This is a genomic window from Metapseudomonas otitidis, from assembly GCF_900111835.1.
Lineage (GTDB): Bacteria > Pseudomonadota > Gammaproteobacteria > Pseudomonadales > Pseudomonadaceae > Metapseudomonas > Metapseudomonas otitidis.
Map to the genome: position 1 here is coordinate 81942 of NZ_FOJP01000013.1, position 19760 is coordinate 101701.

Annotated in this window: 16 protein-coding genes; 8 read left to right on the forward strand and 8 right to left on the reverse strand. The window is 66.3% G+C overall.

Annotated features, from left to right (window positions below; all coding sequences use genetic code 11):
• The first annotated feature begins 136 nt into the window (after positions 1-136).
• The 7 genes from BM198_RS17770 to BM198_RS17800 all read left to right on the forward strand — a co-directional run bounded on the left by BM198_RS17770 (position 137) and on the right by BM198_RS17800 (position 11647).
• On the forward strand, positions 137-1474 hold the full coding sequence (locus BM198_RS17770; RefSeq protein ID WP_074971575.1) for an imelysin family protein: 1338 nt from the start codon (positions 137-139) through the stop codon (positions 1472-1474).
• Between the two features lie 225 nt (positions 1475-1699).
• Entirely contained in the window at positions 1700-3127 is a 1428-nt protein-coding gene (locus tag BM198_RS17775; RefSeq protein WP_074971576.1) for a di-heme oxidoreductase family protein, read from the forward strand.
• 10 nt (positions 3128-3137) lie between these two features.
• Positions 3138-4202 (forward strand): imelysin family protein, encoded by a 1065-nt coding sequence (locus BM198_RS17780; protein ID WP_074971577.1) that lies wholly within the window; start codon positions 3138-3140, stop codon positions 4200-4202.
• A 1-nt stretch (position 4203) separates the two neighbouring features.
• Entirely contained in the window at positions 4204-5298 is a 1095-nt protein-coding gene (locus BM198_RS17785) for a DUF1513 domain-containing protein (RefSeq protein ID WP_074971578.1), read from the forward strand.
• A 242-nt stretch (positions 5299-5540) separates the two neighbouring features.
• A complete protein-coding gene (locus BM198_RS17790) occupies positions 5541-7172 on the forward strand; it encodes a methyl-accepting chemotaxis protein (RefSeq protein ID WP_044409464.1) in 1632 nt (543 codons plus the stop codon).
• 239 nt (positions 7173-7411) lie between these two features.
• Complete coding sequence (locus tag BM198_RS17795) at positions 7412-8566, forward strand: efflux RND transporter periplasmic adaptor subunit (RefSeq protein ID WP_074971579.1); 1155 nt, start codon at positions 7412-7414, stop codon at positions 8564-8566.
• A gap of 21 nt (positions 8567-8587) precedes the next feature.
• Positions 8588-11647 carry a multidrug efflux RND transporter permease subunit gene (locus BM198_RS17800; protein WP_074971580.1) on the forward strand — a complete coding sequence of 1020 codons (3060 nt, stop codon included), beginning with the start codon at positions 8588-8590 and terminating at the stop codon, positions 11645-11647.
• Positions 11648-11702: 55 nt separating this feature from the next.
• On the opposite strand, the gene BM198_RS17805 is transcribed toward BM198_RS17800, so the two are convergent.
• The 8 genes from BM198_RS17805 to BM198_RS17840 all read right to left on the reverse strand — a co-directional run bounded on the left by BM198_RS17805 (position 11703) and on the right by BM198_RS17840 (position 18884).
• Entirely contained in the window at positions 11703-12404 is a 702-nt protein-coding gene (locus BM198_RS17805) for a lipopolysaccharide kinase InaA family protein (RefSeq protein ID WP_074971666.1), read from the reverse strand.
• A 377-nt stretch (positions 12405-12781) separates the two neighbouring features.
• Positions 12782-13006, reverse strand: a complete 225-nt coding sequence (locus BM198_RS17810; protein ID WP_074971581.1) for a hypothetical protein — start codon at positions 13004-13006, stop codon at positions 12782-12784.
• A 251-nt stretch (positions 13007-13257) separates the two neighbouring features.
• On the reverse strand, positions 13258-14544 hold the full coding sequence (locus tag BM198_RS17815) for a sensor histidine kinase (RefSeq protein ID WP_074971582.1): 1287 nt from the start codon (positions 14542-14544) through the stop codon (positions 13258-13260).
• Positions 14534-15217 carry a response regulator transcription factor gene (locus tag BM198_RS17820; RefSeq protein ID WP_044409476.1) on the reverse strand — a complete coding sequence of 228 codons (684 nt, stop codon included), beginning with the start codon at positions 15215-15217 and terminating at the stop codon, positions 14534-14536. The genes BM198_RS17815 and BM198_RS17820 overlap by 11 nt, the downstream gene beginning before the upstream one ends.
• Before the next feature lie 225 nt (positions 15218-15442).
• Positions 15443-17083: a chaperonin GroEL gene (gene groL / locus BM198_RS17825; protein WP_044409479.1), complete on the reverse strand. Its 1641-nt coding sequence runs from the start codon at positions 17081-17083 to the stop codon at positions 15443-15445.
• 40 nt (positions 17084-17123) lie between these two features.
• On the reverse strand, positions 17124-17417 hold the full coding sequence (locus tag BM198_RS17830; RefSeq protein WP_044409482.1) for a co-chaperone GroES: 294 nt from the start codon (positions 17415-17417) through the stop codon (positions 17124-17126).
• Between the two features lie 219 nt (positions 17418-17636).
• A complete protein-coding gene (locus BM198_RS17835) occupies positions 17637-18086 on the reverse strand; it encodes an FxsA family protein (protein ID WP_044409485.1) in 450 nt (149 codons plus the stop codon).
• A 66-nt stretch (positions 18087-18152) separates the two neighbouring features.
• Entirely contained in the window at positions 18153-18884 is a 732-nt protein-coding gene (locus BM198_RS17840; RefSeq protein WP_074971583.1) for a HugZ family pyridoxamine 5'-phosphate oxidase, read from the reverse strand.
• Positions 18885-18996: 112 nt separating this feature from the next.
• Here BM198_RS17840 and BM198_RS17845 point away from each other — a divergent pair, with 112 nt between their 5' ends.
• Positions 18997-19755 carry an SDR family oxidoreductase gene (locus tag BM198_RS17845; RefSeq protein WP_044409491.1) on the forward strand — a complete coding sequence of 253 codons (759 nt, stop codon included), beginning with the start codon at positions 18997-18999 and terminating at the stop codon, positions 19753-19755.
• Positions 19756-19760: the final 5 nt, after the last annotated feature.

The following is a 19760-nucleotide window of genomic DNA, read 5'->3' on the forward strand; positions in this document are numbered from 1 at the left end:
CCTCCGGCACAGCGACCCGGGGCACACCCAACGCGACAGCGAGACAAAGTGCCACTTTTCAAAAATGCAAATCTTTCGCATTATGTTCGCCGTTTTCGCGCAGCAGCGCTTCCCAACACCACCGAAGGAATCCGCCATGAGTCGTATGCCCCTGGCCACCGCCAGCCTGCTTGCCATCGCCATCACTCTCGCCGGTTGCGGCGACGACAAGGACAAGGCCGCCGCGCCCCAGGCCGCAGCCCCGGCAGCCGCCAGCAGCACCGCTGCACCGGCCGCCGCCAAGGTGGACGAGGCAGCGACCAAGGCAGTGGTCAAGCACTACGCCGACCTGGCCCTGGCCGTGTTCACCGACGCCCACACCACCGGCGTCGCCCTGCAGAAGGCCGTGGACGCCTTCCTCGCCAACCCGAATGACGCCACCCTGAAAGCCGCCCGCGAAGCCTGGCTGGCCGCACGCGTGCCCTACATGCAGACCGAGGTGTTCCGCTTCGGCAACCCGGTGGTGGACGACTGGGAAGGCCAGCTGAACGCCTGGCCGCTGGACGAAGGCCTGATCGACTACGTCGCCAAGGACTACCAGCACGCGCTGGGCAACCCGGGCGCCACCGCCAACATCATCGCCAACAAGGAAATCCAGGTCGGCGAAGACAAGATCGACGTCGCCGAAATCACCGGCGAGAAGCTGGCCAGCCTGAACGAGCTGGGCGGCTCCGAGGCCAACGTCGCCACCGGCTACCACGCCATCGAATTCCTCCTCTGGGGCCAGGACCTGAACGGCACCGGCCCGGGCGCCGGCAACCGCCCGGCCACCGACTACGCCCAGGGCAAGGACTGCACCGGCGGCAACTGCGACCGCCGTGCCACCTACCTGAAGGCCGTCACCGACCTGCTGGTGAGCGACCTGGAATACATGGTCGGCCAGTGGAAAGCCGGCGTGGCCGACAACTACCGCGCCAAGCTGGAAGCCGAACCGGCCGAGTCCGGCCTGCGCAAGATGCTGTTCGGCATGGGCAGCCTGTCCCTCGGCGAACTGGCCGGCGAGCGCATGAAGGTCGCCCTGGAAGCCAACTCGCCCGAAGACGAACACGACTGCTTCAGCGACAACACCCACAACTCGCACTTCTACAACGGCAAGGGCATCCGCAACGTCTACCTGGGCGAGTACAAGAAGGTCGACGGCACCACCCTGACCGGCCCGAGCCTGTCCTCCCTGGTCGCCAAAGCCGATGCCCAGGCCGACGCCACCCTGAAGGCCGACCTGGAGGCCACCGAGGCCAAGCTGCAGGTCCTGGTGGACCGCGCCAACAAAGGCGAGCACTTCGACCAGCTGATCGCCCCGGACAACGCCGAAGGCAACCAGGTGGTGCGTGACGCCATCGCCGCCCTGGTCAAGCAGACCGGAGCCATCGAGCAGGCCGCTGCCAAGCTGGGCATCAGCGACCTGAAGCCGGACAACGCCGACCACGAGTTCTGATCGACTCGTCCGCGCGCCCCGCAAAGCGGATGCGGCCCATCGCCGCATCCGCTTTTTTCATGCCCGGAAATCCACCTCTCGTCTCGCTGGAAGGCACGTCACGCCTGGGTTACACCCGCTCCGCAGCGGCCAGCCGGACTCGCTATCACGAACGCAAATCCCTCTTATTTAATAGCCGTTCGCCTGCTAACATTGCCCGCCTGTTTTCCCCAGCCGGACCCGCCAATGCCCGTATCGTCGGCCCTCCGCCACCTGTCGCCGCTGTTGCTGGCCGTTGCCCTGGCCGGTTGCGACAAGCCCCCCCGCTTCACCCAGGCCGAACCCGGCGAGCAGCTTTCAGGCGGTGCCGCGACCATCAACCTGCATGACCGCAACGCCTTCTCCCAGGCCTCCGGCAACCTCACCCCGAGCCGCCGGCTGGACTTCAACGTCGGCAACAGCTTCTTCCGCAACCCCTGGGTGATCGCCCCCTCCTCCACCACCGCGAGGGATGGCCTGGGCCCGCTGTTCAACACCAACGCCTGCCAGAACTGCCACGTGAAGGACGGCCGCGGCCATCCACCGGGCGTTCGCGGTGACAACGCCGTGTCGATGCTGGTGCGCCTGTCCATCCCCGCCGAAGCCAAGGCCGAGCACCAGCAGATGCTGGAGCGCCTGGGCGTGGTGCCCGAGCCGGTGTACGGCGGACAGCTGCAGGACGTCGCCATCCCCGGCGTCGCGCCGGAAGGCAAGGTGCGCATGCGCTACGAGCCGCTCAACGTCACCCTGGGCGACGGCACCGTGGTGGAACTGCAGAAGCCGACCCTGGAGATCACCCAGCTGGGCTACGGCCCCATGCACCCGCAGACGATGTTCTCCGCGCGGGTCGCCCCGCCGATGATCGGCCTGGGCCTGTTGGAGGCCATTCCCGAGGAGGCCATCCTGGCCAATGCCGGCCCGTCCGAGGCCAAAGGCCCCGGCATCGTCGGCCGCCCCAACCAGGTCTGGGACGACGCCGCCGGCAAGACCGTGCTCGGCCGCTTCGGCTGGAAGGCCGGCCAGCCCAGCCTGAACCAGCAGAACGCCCACGCCTTCTCCGGCGACATGGGCCTGACCACCAGCCTGCTGCCCCACGACGACTGCACGCCCACCCAGGTGGACTGCCTGAATGCCGTGAACGGCGGCGAGCCCGAGGTCAGCGACAACATCCTGCGCCTGGTGCTGTTCTACAGCCGCAACCTCGCCGTGCCCTCGCGGCGCGGAGTCAACGACCCGCAGGTGCTGGACGGCAAGGGCCTGTTCCACCAGGCCGGCTGCCAGGGCTGCCACACCCCGAGCTTCACCACCCGGGCCGATGCCGCCGAGCCGGAGCTGGCCAACCAGCTGATCCGGCCCTATACCGACCTGCTGCTGCACGACATGGGCGAAGGCCTGGCCGACGGCCGCCCCGAGTTCCAGGCCAGCGGCCGCGACTGGCGCACACCGCCGCTGTGGGGCATCGGCCTCACCGAGGTGGTCAATGGCCACACCCGCTTCCTTCACGATGGGCGCGCCCGTAACCTGCTGGAGGCCATCCTCTGGCACGGTGGCGAGGCCGAGGCGGCGAAACAGACCGTCATGCGCTACGACGCCGGGCAGCGAGCCGCGCTGCTGGCATTCCTGAATTCCTTGTAAGGAGCCCTGCATGTTCCGCCCCAAACTGCTCTTCACCAGCCTCGCCGCCCTTGCCCTCGGCGCCTGCGCCCCGCAGGACCCGCAAGCCCAGGCCACGTCCGCGCTGGCCAAGCAGGTGATCCTGCCCACCTACAGCCGCTGGGTGGAAGCCGACCGCGCCCTGGCCGCCAGCGCCCTGGCGTTCTGCTCCGGCAAGGAGGACCTGGCCAAGGCCCGCGCCGACTTCCTCGTCGCCCAGAAGGCCTGGGCCGAGCTGCAGCCGCTGATGGTCGGCCCGCTGGCCGAAGGCAACCGCGCCTGGCAGGTGCAGTTCTGGCCGGACAAGAAGAACCTGGTGGGCCGCCAGGTGGAACAGCTGGTCAACGCCAAGCAGCAGATCGACGCCGAAGGGCTGGGCAAGTCCAGCGTGGTGGTGCAGGGCCTGTCCGCCTACGAATACATCCTCTTCGACAGCGGCCTGGACCTGGCCGATGCCGAGCAGAAAGCCCGCTACTGCCCGCTGCTGGAAGCCATCGGCGAACGCCAGAAGGCCCTGGCCGAGGAGATTCTCGCGAGCTGGAACAAGAAGGACGGCATGCTGGAACAGCTGACCAAGTTCCCCAACACCCGCTACGCCGACTCCCACGAGGCCATCTCGGAGCTGCTGCGCGTGCAGGTGACTGCCCTCGACACCCTGAAGAAGAAGCTTGGCACCCCCATGGGCCGCATGAGCAAGGGCGTGCCCCAGCCCTACCAGGCCGACGGTTGGCGCAGCGACACCTCCCTGGCCAGCCTCGGCGCCAGCCTGCTGAGCGCCGAACAACTGTGGAAGGGCGTCGACGGCCAGGGCCTGCGCAGCCTGCTGGGCAGCGACCAGAAGGCACTGGCCGAGCAGATCGACGCCGCCTATGCCGACGCCCGCAGCAAGCTCGACGCACTGCAGCCGCCACTGAGCAAGCTGCTGGAGAGCGAAGAGGGCCTCAAGCAATTGGGCGTCTTCTACGCCAGCCTGGACGTGGTGCACCGCCTGCATTCCAACGAGCTGGCCCGCGTCCTCAACGTACAACTGGGCTTCAACGCCAACGATGGTGACTGACATGCTGCGCCGCCAGGTGGTCGCACTCGGCAGCCTGCTGCTCGGCGCGGTGACGCTGGGCGGCTGGTCGCTCAATCGCAAGGGGCGCGAGCCCCTGCTGCTCTCCGCCCGTGACGATGCCGACGGCGGCCATTACGCCGTGGGCTACCGCCTGGACGGCACCCAGGTGTTCGCCACCCGGGTCGCCCAGCGCTGCCACGACATCGTCCAGCACCCCAGCGAAGCGGTGGCCCTGTTCGTCGCCCGTCGCCCGGGCACCGAGAGCTACCTGATCGATCTTGAGGACGGCCGCCTGCTGCAGACCCTGCGCTCGCAGCCGGACCGGCACTTCTATGGCCACGGCGTGTTCCACAAGAGCGGCGAGTGGCTGTACGTCACCGACAACGACACCCGCGACCCCGGCCGCGGTGTGCTGGGCGTCTACGCCTATGCCAACCGCCAGCTGAGCTTCCAGGGCGAGCTGTCCACCCACGGCCTCGGCCCGCACCAGGTGTCCTGGATGCCGGATGGCGAGACCTTCGTGGTGGCCAACGGCGGTATCCGCACCGAAGCGGAAAGCCGCAAGGAAATGAACCTCGACGCCATGGAGCCGAGCCTGGTGCTGATGCGTCGCGACGGCAGCCTGATCAGCCGCGAGACCCTGCCGCAGCAGATGAACAGCATCCGCCACCTGGCCGTCGCCGCCGACGGCACCGTGGTGGCAGGCCAGCAGTACATGGGCGATGGCGGGGACCACGCCGACCTGCTGGCCATCAAGCGCCCTGGCCAGCCGTTCGTCGCATTCCCCGTGGCGGACGAACAGCGCCTGGCCATGGCCCAGTACACCGCCAGCGTGGCGGTGCACGACGAACTGCGCCTGGTGGCCCTGACCGCCCCACGCGGCAATCGCTTCTTCATCTGGGACCTGGACAGCGGCGCCCTGCGCCTGGACGCCCCACTGCCCGACTGCGCCGGCGTGGGCGCGGTGAAGGACGGCTTCGTCGTCACCTCCGGCCAGGGGCGCTGCCGCCTCTACGACTGCCGCCAGACCGCCCCCACCGCCACACCGCTGCAATTGCCCGCCGGGCTCTGGGACAACCACCTGCACCTGGCGTGAAACCCGAGCATTTCGTCGCCATGGTTCAACAGGCCGTTGAAAAGCGTCGACGAGGCAGCCGATGCAAGGCGAAAACGCCCGAAAAAGCGCAGTTTACGTACGGTAAATGAGCATTTTGAGGGCGTTTTCAACGCCGCAGCGGCAACGCAGTTAGTTTTTCAACAGCCTGCTAACGCCTCGGCCATGGCGGCCGACCTATACTTTGTCTGCACTTCCCTTCCTCCTCCCTGAGGCGTTCTTCCATGTCCCTGCAAAACTCCCTGCGAGGCCAGCTCCTCGCGCTGTTGGGTGGCAGCCTGTTGCTGATCCTGGTGGTCGCGCTTGCCTGCTTCAATTCACTGTCTGGTGGTATCCAGTCCTATCGCAATCTCGTAGGTGGCACGCTGGAAGCGTCCGGCCTCGTCGACAGCGCCAACGTCGAATTCAAAGGCCAGGTCCAGGAATGGAAGAACGTGCTGCTGCGCGGCAAGGACCCGGCCGCCCTGGCCAAGTACTGGGGCCAGTTCGAGGACCAGGAACGCAAGGTCCAGGACATCCTCGGCAAGCTGGTCAATGAAGCCCGCGACATGGGCGACCGCGACCTGCAGACCCAGGTGGAGCGCCTGCGCACCGAGCACCAGAGCCTGGGGGCGGCCTACCGCAAGGGCCGCGAGGCCTTCCTTGCCGCCGGGGCCGACCCGACCGCCGGCGACAAGGCGGTGCAGGGCATCGACCGCGCCGCCAGCGACCAGATGACCGCCCTGGTCACCCAGCTGCATGACCGCGGCATTCAGCAATCGGCCGAGATCAGCGCCAGTGCCGGCGCTACCGTGACTGGCGGCCTGGTGACCATGCTGCTGTCCAGCCTGGTGATCGGCGTGCTGGCCCTGTGGCTGATCAACCGCCGCCTGATCGCGCCGATCCGCACCCTCATCGAGCACATCGCCCGCCTGAGCCAGGGCAACTTCGGCGAGCGCGTCGACAGCAGCCGCAAGGATGAGCTGGGCAGCCTGGCCAATTCGGCGAACGTGCTGCGGGACTTCCTCGCCGACACCTTCAACCGGCTGAAGCACAGCACCAGCGAGCTGGACAACGCCAGCGGCGAGCTCAACGCCATCGCCGTGCTGATGGCCCAAGGCGTGCGCGAGCAGTTCTCCCGCACCGACCAAGTGGCCACGGCGATGCACGAGATGTCCGCCACCGCCCAGGAAGTGGCGCGCCATGCCGCCGAAGCCGCCGGCGCTGCCGACCAGGCCGATACCTCCGCCCAGCAGGGCGAGCGGGTGATGCAGGCCACCATCCAGAGCATCACCGGCATGCGCGGCGAGATCGCCTCCACCGCAGAGGTGATCCGTCGCCTGGAAAGCGACAGCGGGCGCATCAGCAAGGTGCTGGAAGTGATCCGTGGCATCGCCGAGCAGACCAACCTGCTGGCCCTCAACGCCGCCATCGAGGCAGCCCGCGCCGGCGAGCAGGGCCGTGGCTTCGCGGTGGTGGCCGATGAGGTCCGCACCCTGGCCCAGCGCACCGCCGAATCCACCGCCGAGATCCACCAGATCATCGACACGGTGCAGACCGGCGCGGTGAATGCAGTGCGCGCCATCGAGAACGGCCAGAACCGCAGCGAGCAGAGCGTCACCCAGGTCACCGAGGCCGGTGCGATGCTGCAGCGCATCACCGAGGCCGTGGAGGCGATCCGCGACATGAACCGGCAGATCGCCACCGCAGCCGAGGAGCAGACCTCGGTGGCCGAGGACATCTCCCGCAACCTCACCGAGATCACCGCCATCGCCAACACCAACAACGAGAACGTGCAACGCACCGAAGGCGCCAGCCAGCGGCTGCATGGCCTCTCGGGCGAACTGAACGACGTCACCCGCCGCTTCAGCGCCTGATTCTCCCGGCACAGGGATGTGCCTTCCCCTCCCCCTCGCCTGTTCGGCGCCGGCCTACCGGCCAAAATAAAATCCGCGATATTCGGCGATCCTCGCCGATCATGAACAGCAGCCAGCAAACCGCCCGCCAAGCGCAATCTTTTGCAATTCCGGGGCTTTGACTTGCCCCCGCCGGTAGGAATAAGGTGCACGCCTCGCCTATTCCCAGGCCCGACTCTGCCTTGCCAAGGAACCGGAATATGTTGCTCCGCCGCATGCTCATCATGCTCGGCGCGGTCATCCTCGTGGTGCTCGCCCTTGCCGCCTACAAAGCCTTCTCCATCAAGCAACAGATCGCGATGTTCACCGCGCCCAAACCGGCCATCAGCGTGTCGGCCGCCCTGGCCGAACAGCGTCCGTGGCAGGAGCGCCTGCCGGCGATCGGCTCGCTCAAGGCCTTCCAGGGCGTCGACCTGACCGTCGAGGTCTCCGGCACCGTGCAGGACGTGCTGTTCCGCTCCGGCGAGAAGGTGCGCCAGGGCCAGCCGCTGATCCAGATGGACAGCGACGTGGAGAAGGCCAGCCTGGCCACCGCCGAGGCGACCCTGTCCCTGGCCCGCGTCGAATTCGAGCGCGGCCGCAGCCTGGTCAACCGGCAGAACATCTCCAAGAGCGAGTTCGACCGCCTGTCCTCCGAGCTGCAGAAGGCCAACGCCTCGGTGGCCCAGTTGAAGGCGACCCTGGACAAGAAGCGCATCCTCGCGCCCTTCGGCGGCACCATCGGCATCCGCAAGGTGGACGTGGGTGACTTCCTCTCCTCCGGCACCACCATCGCCACCCTGCAGGACCTGGACAACCTCTATGTGGACTTCTTCCTGCCCGAGCAGGCCGTGCCCAAGCTGGCCCTGGAACAGCGCGTGCGGGTGAGCGTGGCGGCGTACCCGGGCGAGGTGTTCGAAGGCATCATCTCGGCGATCAACCCGAAGGTCGAGGACACCACCCGCAACCTGCAGGTCCGCGCCGTACTGAAGAACCCCGACAACAAGCTGCTGCCGGGCATGTTCGCCAACCTCGACGTGCTGCTGCCGGGTGAAGAGCAACGCGTGGTGGTCCCGGAGACCGCTATCACCTACACCCTGTACGGCAACTCCGTGTACGTCATCGCACCGAAGAAGGGCGAGGACGGCCAGGAGCAGAAGGACGACAAGGGCGAACCCTACCTGGTGGTCGAGCGCCGCTTCGTCGAGACCGGCGAGCGCCGCGACAGCCAGGTGGTGGTGCTCAAGGGCCTCAAGACCGGTGAGCAGGTGGTCACCTCCGGCCAGCTGAAGCTGGACAACGGCTCCCACGTCGCGGTGGTGGACGACCCGGTCCTCGCCCCCAAAACGGAAGATCAAGCCAGCGCTGCCCAATAAGGCGACGCCAAGGAATCGCATATGGCTTTCACAGATCCCTTCATCCGTCGACCGGTCCTGGCGACCGTGGTCAGCCTGCTCATCGTCCTGCTCGGTTTCCAGGCGTTCAGCAAGCTGGTCATCCGCCAGTACCCGCAGATGGAGAACGCCCTGATCACGGTGACCACCGCCTACCCGGGGGCCAACGCCGAGACCATCCAGGGCTACATCACCCAGCCGCTGCAGCAGAGCCTGGCGAGTGCCGAAGGCATCGACTACATGACGTCGTCGAGCCAGCAGAACATGTCGGTCATCTCGATCTACGCGCGCATCGGCGCCAACTCGGACCGGCTGTTCACCGAGCTGCTGGCCAAGGCCAACGAGGTTAAGAACCAGCTGCCTCAGGACGCCGAAGACCCCGTGCTGTCCAAGGAGTCGGCCGACGCCTCGGCGCTGATGTACATCAGCTTCTACAGCGACGAGCTGTCCAACCCCCAGATCACAGACTACCTGTCGCGGGTCATCCAGCCCAAGCTGGCGACCCTGCCGGGCATGGCGGAGGCGGAGATCCTCGGCAACCAGGTCTTCGCCATGCGCCTGTGGCTGGACCCGGTGAAGATGGCCGCCTACGGGGTCACCGCTACCGACGTGAGCGATGCGGTGCGCAAGTACAACTTCCTCTCGGCCGCCGGCCAAGTGAAGGGCGAGTACGTGGTGACCAGCATCAACGCCACCACCGACCTGAAGTCCCCCGAGGCCTTCGCTGCCATCCCGGTGAAGACCGTGGGTGACAGCCGCGTGCTGGTGCGTGACATCGCCCGCGTCGAGATGGGCGCGGAGAACTACGACTCCATCAGCTCCTTCGACGGCATCCCCTCGGTGTACATCGGCATCAAGGGCACCCCCAGCGCCAACCCGCTGGACGTGATCAAGCACGTGCGCGCGATCATGCCCGAACTGGAAGCGCAGCTGCCGCCGAACCTGAAGGTGTCCATCGCCTACGACGCCACCCGCTTCATCCAGGCCTCCATCGACGAGGTGGTAAAGACCCTCGGCGAGGCGGTGCTGATCGTCATCGTGGTCGTGTTCCTGTTCCTCGGCGCCTTCCGCTCGGTGCTGATCCCGGTGATCACCATCCCGCTGTCGATGATCGGCGTGCTGTTCTTCATGCAGCTGATGGGCTACTCCATCAACCTGCTGACGCTGCTGGCCATGGTGCTCGCCATCGGCCTGGTGGTGGACGACGCCATCGTGGTGGTGGAGAACATCCACCGGCACATCGAGGAGGGCAAGACGCCCTTCGACGCCGCCATCGAGGGTGCCCGCGAGATCGCCGTGCCGGTCATCTCCATGACCATCACCCTGGCGGCGGTGTACGCCCCCATCGGCTTCCTCGAAGGCCTGACCGGTGCGCTGTTCCGCGAGTTCGCCCTGACCCTGGCGGGTGCGGTGATCATCTCCGGCATCGTCGCCCTGACGCTGTCGCCGATGATGTGCTCCAAGCTGCTGCGCCACGAGGAGAACCCGAGCGGCCTGGCCCACCGGCTGGACCTGATCTTCGAGCGCCTCAAGCACCGCTACCAGCGCGCCCTGCACGGCACCCTCAACACCCGCCCGGTGGTGGTGGTGTTCGCCGTGCTGGTGTTCTGCCTGATCCCGGTGCTGATGATGTTCACCAAGAGCGAACTGGCCCCCGACGAGGACCAGGGCATCGTGTTCCTCATGGCCAAGGCGCCGCAGCCGACCAACCTGGACTACCTGAACGCCTACTCGGCGCAGTTCGTGGACCTGTTCAAGTCCTTCCCCGAGTACTACTCGTCGTTCCAGATCAACGGTTTCGACGGCGTGCAGGCGGGTATCGGCGGCTTCCTGCTCAAGCCCTGGGACGAGCGCGAGCGTACCCAGATGGAGCTGCTGCCGCAGGTCCAGGCCAAGCTGGACAAGATCCCCGGCCTGCAGATCTTCGGCTTCAACCTGCCGTCCCTGCCGGGTACCGGCGAGGGCCTGCCGTTCCAGTTCGTGGTCAACACCCCCAACGACTACGAGTCGCTGCTGCAGGTGACCGAGCGCATCAAGAAGCGCGCCGAGGAGTCCGGGAAGTTCGCTTTCCTGAACATCGACCTGGCGTTCGACAAGCCCGAGGTGGTGGTGGACATCGACCGGCAGAAGGCCGCGCAGATGGGCGTCTCCATGCAGGACCTGGGTTCCACCCTGGCCCTGCTGCTGGGCGAAGGCGAGATCAACCGCTTCACCATCGACGGCCGCAGCTACAAGGTGATCGCCCAGGTGGAGCGGGCCTACCGCGACAACCCGGGCTGGCTGAACAACTACTACGTGAAGAGCGAGAGCGGCACCATGGTGCCCCTGTCCACGCTGATCACCGTGCATGACACCGCCCGCCCGACCAAGCTCAAGCAGTTCCAGCAGCTGAACTCGGCGATCATCGAGGGCTTCCCGGTGGTGAGCATGGGCGATGCGGTGGAGACGGTGACCCAGATCGCCCGCGAGGAGGCCCCGCGCGGCTTCGCCTTCGACTACGCCGGCGCCTCGCGCCAGTACGTCCAGGAAGGCAGCGCGCTGTACGTCACCTTCGGCCTGGCACTGGCGATCATCTTCCTGGTGCTGGCTGCGCAGTTCGAGAGCTTCCGCGATCCGCTGGTGATCCTGGTGACGGTGCCGCTGTCCATCTGCGGGGCGCTGATCCCGCTGTTCCTCGGCATCTCCAGCATGAACATCTACACCCAGGTGGGCCTGGTGACGCTGATCGGCCTGATCAGCAAGCACGGCATCCTGATCGTGGAGTTCGCCAACCAGCTGCGCCGCGAGAAGGCCCTGTCCCCGCGCGAGGCCGTGGAGGAAGCGGCGTCGATCCGCCTGCGTCCGGTGCTGATGACCACGGCGGCGATGGTGTTCGGCATGGTGCCGCTGATCCTCGCCACGGGTGCGGGCGCGGTGAGCCGCTTCGACATCGGCCTGGTGATCGCCACCGGCATGTCCATCGGCACGCTGTTCACCCTGTTCGTCCTGCCGTGCGTCTACACGCTGCTGACGCGCAAGGACCCGCAGCACCAGCCCCAGGCCGAGCCCGTCTCGAGCCACTGAGGCACGTAGAACGAGAAGGCCCCGCAGATGCGGGGCCTTTTTCGTTCGGGGCTGCTCAAAGCCGGTGCAGGGCCTCTACGCGGTGGCCGAAGGCGCGTTCGTAGACAGTCAGCAGGTGGACCCAGTCCGCCTCGCTGATGACGGAGTGGCGCTTGATCTTGCCGACGTCATTGAATGCCGCGCGCGCTTGGGCGAAGCGGCGACGGCTCTTCTCCAGGTCGAGCAGGGCAATTTCCGGCGTGGCGCCCTGCCCTTCCCCGAGACGGATGAAGATGTGCTTGGGGTACAGGCAGCCATGTTGCCAGCCACCCCGGTGCAACCGGGCCAGGACCGTGGCGATCTGGTCCAGCACCCGGGCACGTTCATCCTCGGTATCCGGCCGCCCCGCCAGGGAGGCGTACCAGCATTCGAAATCGATGAAGCCATCCAGCGCCTCGGTCACCAGCAGGGCCTGCCAACCGGCCTCCCCGCCACGCCGGGCACCGCAGTAGACGAGCCGTGGCACGCGCACGCCCAGGCGCTCGAAGGCACGGATGGCATCCCGCTCACGCAGTACCGTCGGGCGCCCAAAGGGGTGCAGCAGGCTGCGGTAGAGGTGGCCGCACTGCCGCTTGCAGTAGAGCAGCACACCGTCGTCGCGGCGCACCCGCTCCACCCCGCTCTCGCCGCCGCGCCTCAGGTTCGGCGGCTCGACCCATTCGCCTCGCCAATCCCAGAACTGTTCGAACCGGTCATCCATGGCCCTCGTCAACGTCATCACGCCTGCCGCCATCAGGTACCCCTCCGTTCGTCGCCTGGTGAATTCCAGGTCATCGTTCTGATCGAGACCGTCCGAGTGGGCGAATGATTCCTGCCCTTTTTTGTGTCGCCTGCGGTAACAGGACCGTGCACGGGGTAACCCCATTCACGACGGCAATCCCCGAATCGCATCGCCTGGATGGACGGCAGCGTCTCTAGTCCGGGAGTTGCACCGAAGCATCCCTGCGCTCGTCGGCTCGTAGCGGACGATGCTGCAAAGGCCGTACCGCTAGCAGGGTATTGAAGCAGGGAATCGAGGAATGGCGATTGGAGCAGGAGGAGGGAGGGTGTTGACGGGCTCCTCCCTGTGGTGAGGGAGGAGCGCCATGGCGAGGATCAGGACTGGCCGCGCAGCCCTTGGGTCAGGCCGTACATCAGCAGCAGGAGGTTATCGTCGGGCCTGGCCAGGGGCTTGTGGCGGGCGTTGGGCGGTACCGGACAGTAGCCGAGACCGTTGGAACTGACTACCGAGGGCGATGGCTCGTGCCAGGCCGCTGCCGCCGCAGAGGCGACTCCCAGGGCGCCGGCGAGGAACAAAGCTCGCGTGATTTCTAATTTCATGATCGCAACCCCTTGATAGCGCTGCCAAACGCTGTGACTTAACCGTAGAACACCTGGCGGTGGCCGTGACCTGGAGTGACGAACGGTCCTTCGGGTCCGGGGTGCTCGGCACACCGCCGCAGAAAATCAACGGCAGAGGCTGGCAGACAATTGTTTCAGTTAGAGGTTCCCTGCCACCCCCATCCGCGCGTCAGTACGCTACGCGGATGGGGGTCAAGGGGAGATCAAACGGAGGTGAAAAAAGCGTCAATTCAGGTCGGGCGCTTGCCGAGCACGACCTCGAAGCGGCAGCCATTGGGCTCCACGGCGGTGAGGGCGATGCTCCAGCCCTGGTTGTCGCAGATCCGCTGCACCAGCGAGAGGCCGAGCCCCAGCCCATCGCCCCGCTTGGCGCCGCCGCGGACGAAGGGCTGGAACATCGCCTCGCGGTCTTCCTCGGGGATGCCGACGCCGGTGTCCTGCACCACGAAGGCGGCACCGGAGAGCTCGAGGCGGATGCTGCCGCTGTCGGTGTAGTGCAGCGCGTTGCGCAGCAGGTTGCCCATGACCGAGCGCAGGAAGGCAGCGTTGTAGCGCACCTCGCTGGCCGCCTCGCCGGGCAGGTAGGTGAAGGCCAGGCCCTTGTCCTCGATGGCGGGCCGCCACAGGGCATCCAGCTCATCGGCCACTTCCCGCAGGCTGGCCTGGGGACCGAGGTTGACCTCTTCCTGGCGCGCGCGGGCGAGCATCAGGAAGGTCTGCACCAGGTCGCGCATCTCCTCGCTGGCACGGGCGATACGCTCCACCTGGGCCTGGGCACGACCGTCGAGGCTGCGGTTCTCCTCCAGCAACTCGCAGGAGGAGGCCATCACCATCAGCGGGGTACGCAGTTCGTGGCTGACGTCGCTGGTGAATAGGCGCTCGCGGGTCAGCACCTGGTGCAGACGGCCCAGGGTGTCGTCGAACGCCTGGGCGAGTTGACCCACCTCGTCGGTGGCGTAGTCCGGCGCCAGTGGCGGCGCGAGCCCGAGCAACTGGTCGCGGTGGCGGACCTGGCGGGCCAGGCGCACCACGGGTTCGATGACCTTGCGCGCCAGCAGCCAACCGAGCACGGCGGAGAGCAGCACGCTGAGCACGAAGCCCACCAGCACCACGCCGTAGAGCACGCGCTCGCGGTCTTCGAAGTCGCTCTGGTCCTGCAGCAGCATGTAGCGGCGCCCGTGCACATCCCGCACCAGGGCGTGGTAGGACAGCGCGCCCTCGAAGATCTCGTGGAAACCCTCGCTCAGCTCGCGGTAGGACTCGGGCATGGAATAGCGGTTGTGGCCGCCGTCATCCATGTAGAAACGGGTGTCGCTGTCCAGGATCGGCGGGCGCCCCTGGTAGATGTTCTGCTCCAGCACGCGATCCAGCTCGTTGCTCAGGTCGCGGGAGATCAGTTGCTCCTCGATCACGTGCACCACTTCGATGATGCCCAGGGAGAAGGTGCCACCCACCAGCACGGTCATCAGGGTGAAGGCGATGACGATGCGGCGGGCGAGGCTCTGCCTAAACTCCATCGATCGACTCCGAGAGCCGGTAGCCGAGGCCGTGCAGGGTGTGCAGCAGGGGCTTGCCGAAGGGCTTGTCGATGACCTGGCGCAGTTGGTGGATATGGCTACGCAGGGCATCGCTGTCGGGGCAGTCGTCGCCCCACAGGGCCTCTTCCAGCACTTCGCGGCGCACCAGGTGCGGGCTCTTCTGCATCAGCACCGCCAGCAGCTTGAGGCCGATGGGGTTGAGCTTGAGCGGCTTGCCACCCCGGCTGACCTCCAGGGTGTCGAGGTCGTAGTGCAGGTCGCCCACCTGCAGGGCACGCTTGCCGCCGCCCCGGCTGCGCCGCAGGACGGCCTCGATGCGGGCCGCCAGCTCAGACAGGGCGAAGGGCTTGACCAGGTAGTCGTCGGCACCGGAGCGGAAGCCCTGCAGGCGGTCGTCCAGGGCATCGCGGGCAGTGAGCATGATCACCGGTGTGTCCAGGCGGGCCTCTTCCCGCAGGCGCTGGCACAGGCTGTTGCCGTCCAGGCCGGGGAGCATCACGTCCAGCACGATCAGGTCGAAATGCCCGTTGGCCGCCAGGTGCAGGCCGGACAGGCCATCCTGGGCGCAGTCCACCGTGTAGCCCTTGAGCTCCAGGTAATCGGCCATGTTGGCCAGGATGTCCTTGTTGTCTTCTACCAGCAGGATGCGCATCGCCCCCTCCTCGAACAGGTTGCCCGCACGTCGCGGCGCCGGCCTTTGACCACGGCCGGGACGCAGGTTCCGTGAATGGCGCTCATTCTGGCGAGAGCGGCCTGGGTTGGGAAGCGCAGAGCCACGTTGCGGGGCATCTCGGTCGGCGCAGGGGCCTGGTTGAGCGTCCCAAAAGAAAAGCCCCGCACAAGGCGGGGCTTTTCGATCAGCGTGAGCTGGGGTGGCTTACATCATGCCGCCCATGCCGCCCATGCCGCCCATGTCGGGCATGGCCGGAGCCGGCTTGTCTTCCGGCAGGTCAGCCACGATGGCTTCGGTGGTGATCATCAGGCCGGCGATGGAGGCAGCAGCCTGCAGCGCGGTACGGGTGACCTTGGCCGGGTCGATGATGCCGAACTCGATCATGTCGCCGTACTGGCCGGTGGCAGCGTCGTAGCCGTAGTTGCCGGAACCCTGCTTGACCTTGTCCAGAACCACGGAAGCCTCGTCACCGGCGTTGGTGACGATCTGGCGCAGCGGAGCCTCGACAGCGCGACGCAGGATGTTGATACCTGCGGTCTGCTCTTCGTTGGCACCGGTCAAGTCCTTGATGGAGGACAGGGCACGAACCAGTGCCACGCCACCGCCAGGAACCACGCCTTCTTCCACTGCAGCACGGGTGGCGTGCAGGGCGTCTTCCACGCGGGCCTTCTTCTCTTTCATCTCGACTTCGGTAGCCGCACCGACCTTGATCACGGCAACACCGCCGGCCAGCTTGGCCAGACGCTCTTGCAGCTTCTCCTTGTCGTAGTCGGAGGAGGTTTCCTCGACTTGCTTGCGGATCTGGGCAACGCGGGCTTCGATGTCAGCCTGGGCGCCAGCGCCGTCGATGATGGTGGTGTTTTCCTTGCTCAGGACGACGCGCTTGGCGTTGCCCAGGTGCTCCAGGGTGGCGCTTTCCAGGGACAGACCGACTTCTTCGGAGATGACGGTACCGCCGGTCAGGATGGCGATGTCCTGCAGCATGGCCTTGCGGCGGTCGCCGAAGCCCGGGGCCTTGACGGCAGCAACCTTGACGATGCCGCGCATGTTGTTGACGACCAGGGTAGCCAGGGCTTCGCCTTCGACGTCTTCAGCCACGATCAGCAGCGGACGGCCGGACTTGGCAACGGCTTCCAGAACCGGCAGCAGTTCGCGGATGTTGGAGATCTTCTTGTCGACCAGCAGCAGCAGCGGGCCGTCGAGCTCGGCCACCATGGTGTCCGGCTTGTTGATGAAGTAGGGGGACAGGTAGCCACGGTCGAACTGCATGCCTTCCACGACGGACAGTTCGTTTTCCAGGCCCGAGCCTTCTTCAACGGTGATCACGCCTTCCTTGCCTACTTTCTCCATGGCTTCGGCAATGATGTTGCCGATGGAGTCGTCGGAGTTGGCGGAGATGGTGCCGACCTGGGCGATGGCCTTGGTGTCGGTGCACGGCTTGGACAGGTTCTTCAGCTCGGCAACGATGGCGGTGGTGGCCTTGTCGATGCCGCGCTTCAGGTCCATCGGGTTCAGACCGGCAGCGACGGCTTTCAGGCCTTCGGTGACGATGGCCTGGGCCAGAACGGTGGCGGTGGTGGTGCCGTCACCGGCAGCGTCGTTGGCCTTGGAGGCCACGTCTTTCACCAGCTGGGCGCCGATGTTCTCGATGCGGTCCTTCAGCTCGATTTCCTTGGCGACGGAAACGCCGTCCTTGGTGATCAGCGGAGCACCGAAGCTGCGCTCCAGGACCACGTTGCGGCCTTTCGGGCCGAGGGTGGCTTTAACGGCATCAGCCAGGGTGTTAACGCCTACGAGCAGTTTCTTACGAGCGGCATCGCCGAATTTGACGTCTTTAGCAGCCATGTTGTCTTCCTCGAATCTCTAAGTGGGAAAGGGGTCGGGTTCAGGCTTCGATGACAGCGAGGATTTCGTTCTCGCCCATGACCAGCAGGTCTTCACCGTCGACTTTCACGGTGTTGCTGCCGGAGTAGGGGCCGAACACAACCTGGTCACCGACCTTCACAGCCAGGGGACGGACTTCGCCGTTGTCCAGCACGCGACCGGTACCGACAGCAACCACTTCGCCGCGGTTCGGCTTCTCGGCAGCCGAGCCCGGCAGCACGATGCCGCCAGCGGTCTTGGTTTCTTCTTCGCTGCGACGGATCACGACGCGGTCATGCAGGGGACGAAGCTTCATGGTCTAACTCTCCCAATCAGTGTTTTCCGGCGCCGGTGAAAATCACCGGCGGGTTAGCAAAAGCCGGCGGTGCCGGCAGCAGCGCGCCAGGCACGCTGCGGAAGTCTGAACTGCCCCTGGGGGCAGTAACCTTGCGGTGTCGGATAGATAGGGTCGCCTGGCGGCATTTCAAGGGGCACCCGAAAAAAATTCCTCGGGCCGCCCGATAACGGGGCGGAATCAGTCGTCGCGACGCTCGTATTCGCCTTCGATGACGTTATGGCGCGGCTGATTGCGCGCCAGCGGGTCGTCGGAGAAGGCACGCTGGCGTTCGGCCTGTCGAGCGGCACGCTGCAGGACACGACGGATGATCAGGCGACGTGTGAAGGGAATGATGCAGACCAGCCCGAAGAGGTCGCTGATGAAGCCGGGGAGCAGCAGCAGGCCGCCGCCGACCGCGATCATCAAACCCTCGAGCATCTCCTGCTCCGGCAGTTCGCCCCGGGCCAGCCGCTCACGGGCGCGCCAGGCGGTGGCGACGCCGGCGATGCGCAGCATGAAGCTGCCCAGCAAGGCAGTGGCCACCAGCAGCAGCAGGGTCGGGAAGACGCCGATGACGCTGCCGACCTTGATCAGGACGGCCAGCTCGATGAGCGGGAACAGCAGGAAGAGGAACGCAAAGACACGCATGAAAGTTTCCTTCGCGGAAGAACGGCTTCCGGTAAGACAGCTACATGAAGCCGGCCTCCGGCGAATTCAAGCGTCGGGGGCCTCGGCATCCGGCCAGCGGTCGGCCCGGGCCAGCGCCACCAGGGCCTGACGGACTGCACCCGGTGTGTTGCAGGATGTTGGGAAGGGCAGCCAGTGAATGCTCTGACCCAGCCGGACATGGAAGCCTTCGCTGTCGATGCCCACCAGTTCGGCCGCCGGATCGGCCGGCAGGCCGCGCAGGACCAGGTAGTGGTCGATGGCGCTGCGATGGTCGGCGTTCATGTGCTCCACCATCCCGGTCTCGCTTTCCCCGGCGAAGGGGTTGGCCAGGGCCACCTCGTCGATCCAGTGGATGGCGCCGAAGCCGCCGATGAAACGGGCACGCACCGGCTCCAGTACCCAGAAATCGAAATCATGGGTCAGGTGGTAGTCACGGGATTGGGGGAAGTAGCGGTAGTAGCGCGCACCGGCGGCGGCGATGGCCTCGGGCTCCGTCAACTGGCGCGCCTCGGCCAGCAGGGTCAGGCGGCCGACGGCCTGGATATCGTCTGCACCACGCTCGCCCACCAGCAGCGAGCACTTCGGGTCCTTCTGCAGGTTGTGGGTGTGCTGGGCGATGCGGCTGATGAGGATGAGCGGCCGCCCCTCGGCGTCCAGGCAATAGGGGGCCACCGATCCGAAGGGGTAGCCGGGCATGGCCTTGGACTGGGTCGAGAGCACGCCCCGGTATTCCTTGAGCAGCAATTCTCGGGCATTCTTTGCGGCTTTCACGCTCACCTTCTGACTCCTCGCAGAGAATCCGTCGTAAACGGACGGGCGCTCAGGATAACGGTTCCGGGCTGCCAGCGGGGCACAGCGATCCATAATTCCCAGTTCGAGGGGCTACACCATGCAGCTGAAAGACAAGGTCATCATCATCACCGGCGGCGGCCAGGGCCTGGGCCGGGCCATGGGCGAATACCTGGCGGCCAAGGGCGCACGCCTGGCGCTGGTCGACCTCAACCAAGAGCGCCTGGACGAGGCCGTGGCGGCCTGCAAGGCAGCCGGTGGCGACGCCCGCGCCTACCTGTGCAACGTGGCCAACGAAGAGCAGGTGACCCACCTGGTCAGCCAGGTGGCGGATGACTTCGGCGCGATCAACGGCCTGGTGAACAACGCCGGCATCCTGCGCGACGGCCTGACCATCAAGGTCAAGGACGGCGAGCTGACCAAGATGAGCCTGGCCCAGTGGCAGGCGGTGATCGACGTGAACCTGACCGGCGTGTTCCTCTGCACCCGCGAAGTGGCCGCCAAGATGATCGAGCTGAAGAACGAAGGCGCCATCGTCAACATTTCCTCCATTTCCCGCGCCGGCAACATGGGCCAGGCCAACTACTCCGCGGCCAAGGCCGGTGTGGCGGCCGATACCGTGGTGTGGGCCAAGGAGCTGGCACGCTATGGCATCCGCGTCGGTGCCGTGGCCCCCGGCTTCATCGAGACCGAGATGGTCGCCAGCATGAAGCCCGAGGCCCTGGAGAAGATGACCGCAGGCATCCCGCTCAAGCGCCTGGGCAAGCCGATGGAGATCGCTCACTCGGTGGCCTACATCCTGGAGAACGACTACTTCACCGGCCGCGTGCTGGAACTGGACGGTGGCCTGCGCCTGTAAGGCAC

Excerpts from the sequence above, each read along its gene's own strand:
- BM198_RS17820 (WP_044409476.1), bottom strand. The coding sequence starts at position 15,217 with ATGCGCATCCTGCTGGTAGAAGACAACAAGGACATCCTGGCCAACATG.
- BM198_RS17785 (WP_074971578.1), top strand. The coding sequence starts at position 4,204 with ATGCTGCGCCGCCAGGTGGTCGCACTCGGCAGCCTGCTGCTCGGCGCG.
- BM198_RS17800 (WP_074971580.1), top strand. The coding sequence starts at position 8,588 with ATGGCTTTCACAGATCCCTTCATCCGTCGACCGGTCCTGGCGACCGTG.
- BM198_RS17805 (WP_074971666.1), bottom strand. The coding sequence starts at position 12,404 with ATGACGTTGACGAGGGCCATGGATGACCGGTTCGAACAGTTCTGGGAT.
- BM198_RS17835 (WP_044409485.1), bottom strand. The coding sequence starts at position 18,086 with ATGCGTGTCTTTGCGTTCCTCTTCCTGCTGTTCCCGCTCATCGAGCTG.
- BM198_RS17810 (WP_074971581.1), bottom strand. The coding sequence starts at position 13,006 with ATGAAATTAGAAATCACGCGAGCTTTGTTCCTCGCCGGCGCCCTGGGA.
- BM198_RS17815 (WP_074971582.1), bottom strand. The coding sequence starts at position 14,544 with ATGGAGTTTAGGCAGAGCCTCGCCCGCCGCATCGTCATCGCCTTCACC.
- BM198_RS17845 (WP_044409491.1), top strand. The coding sequence starts at position 18,997 with ATGCAGCTGAAAGACAAGGTCATCATCATCACCGGCGGCGGCCAGGGC.
- BM198_RS17830 (WP_044409482.1), bottom strand. The coding sequence starts at position 17,417 with ATGAAGCTTCGTCCCCTGCATGACCGCGTCGTGATCCGTCGCAGCGAA.
- BM198_RS17780 (WP_074971577.1), top strand. The coding sequence starts at position 3,138 with ATGTTCCGCCCCAAACTGCTCTTCACCAGCCTCGCCGCCCTTGCCCTC.
- BM198_RS17795 (WP_074971579.1), top strand. The coding sequence starts at position 7,412 with ATGTTGCTCCGCCGCATGCTCATCATGCTCGGCGCGGTCATCCTCGTG.
- groL (WP_044409479.1), bottom strand. The coding sequence starts at position 17,083 with ATGGCTGCTAAAGACGTCAAATTCGGCGATGCCGCTCGTAAGAAACTG.
- BM198_RS17790 (WP_044409464.1), top strand. The coding sequence starts at position 5,541 with ATGTCCCTGCAAAACTCCCTGCGAGGCCAGCTCCTCGCGCTGTTGGGT.
- BM198_RS17770 (WP_074971575.1), top strand. The coding sequence starts at position 137 with ATGAGTCGTATGCCCCTGGCCACCGCCAGCCTGCTTGCCATCGCCATC.
- BM198_RS17775 (WP_074971576.1), top strand. The coding sequence starts at position 1,700 with ATGCCCGTATCGTCGGCCCTCCGCCACCTGTCGCCGCTGTTGCTGGCC.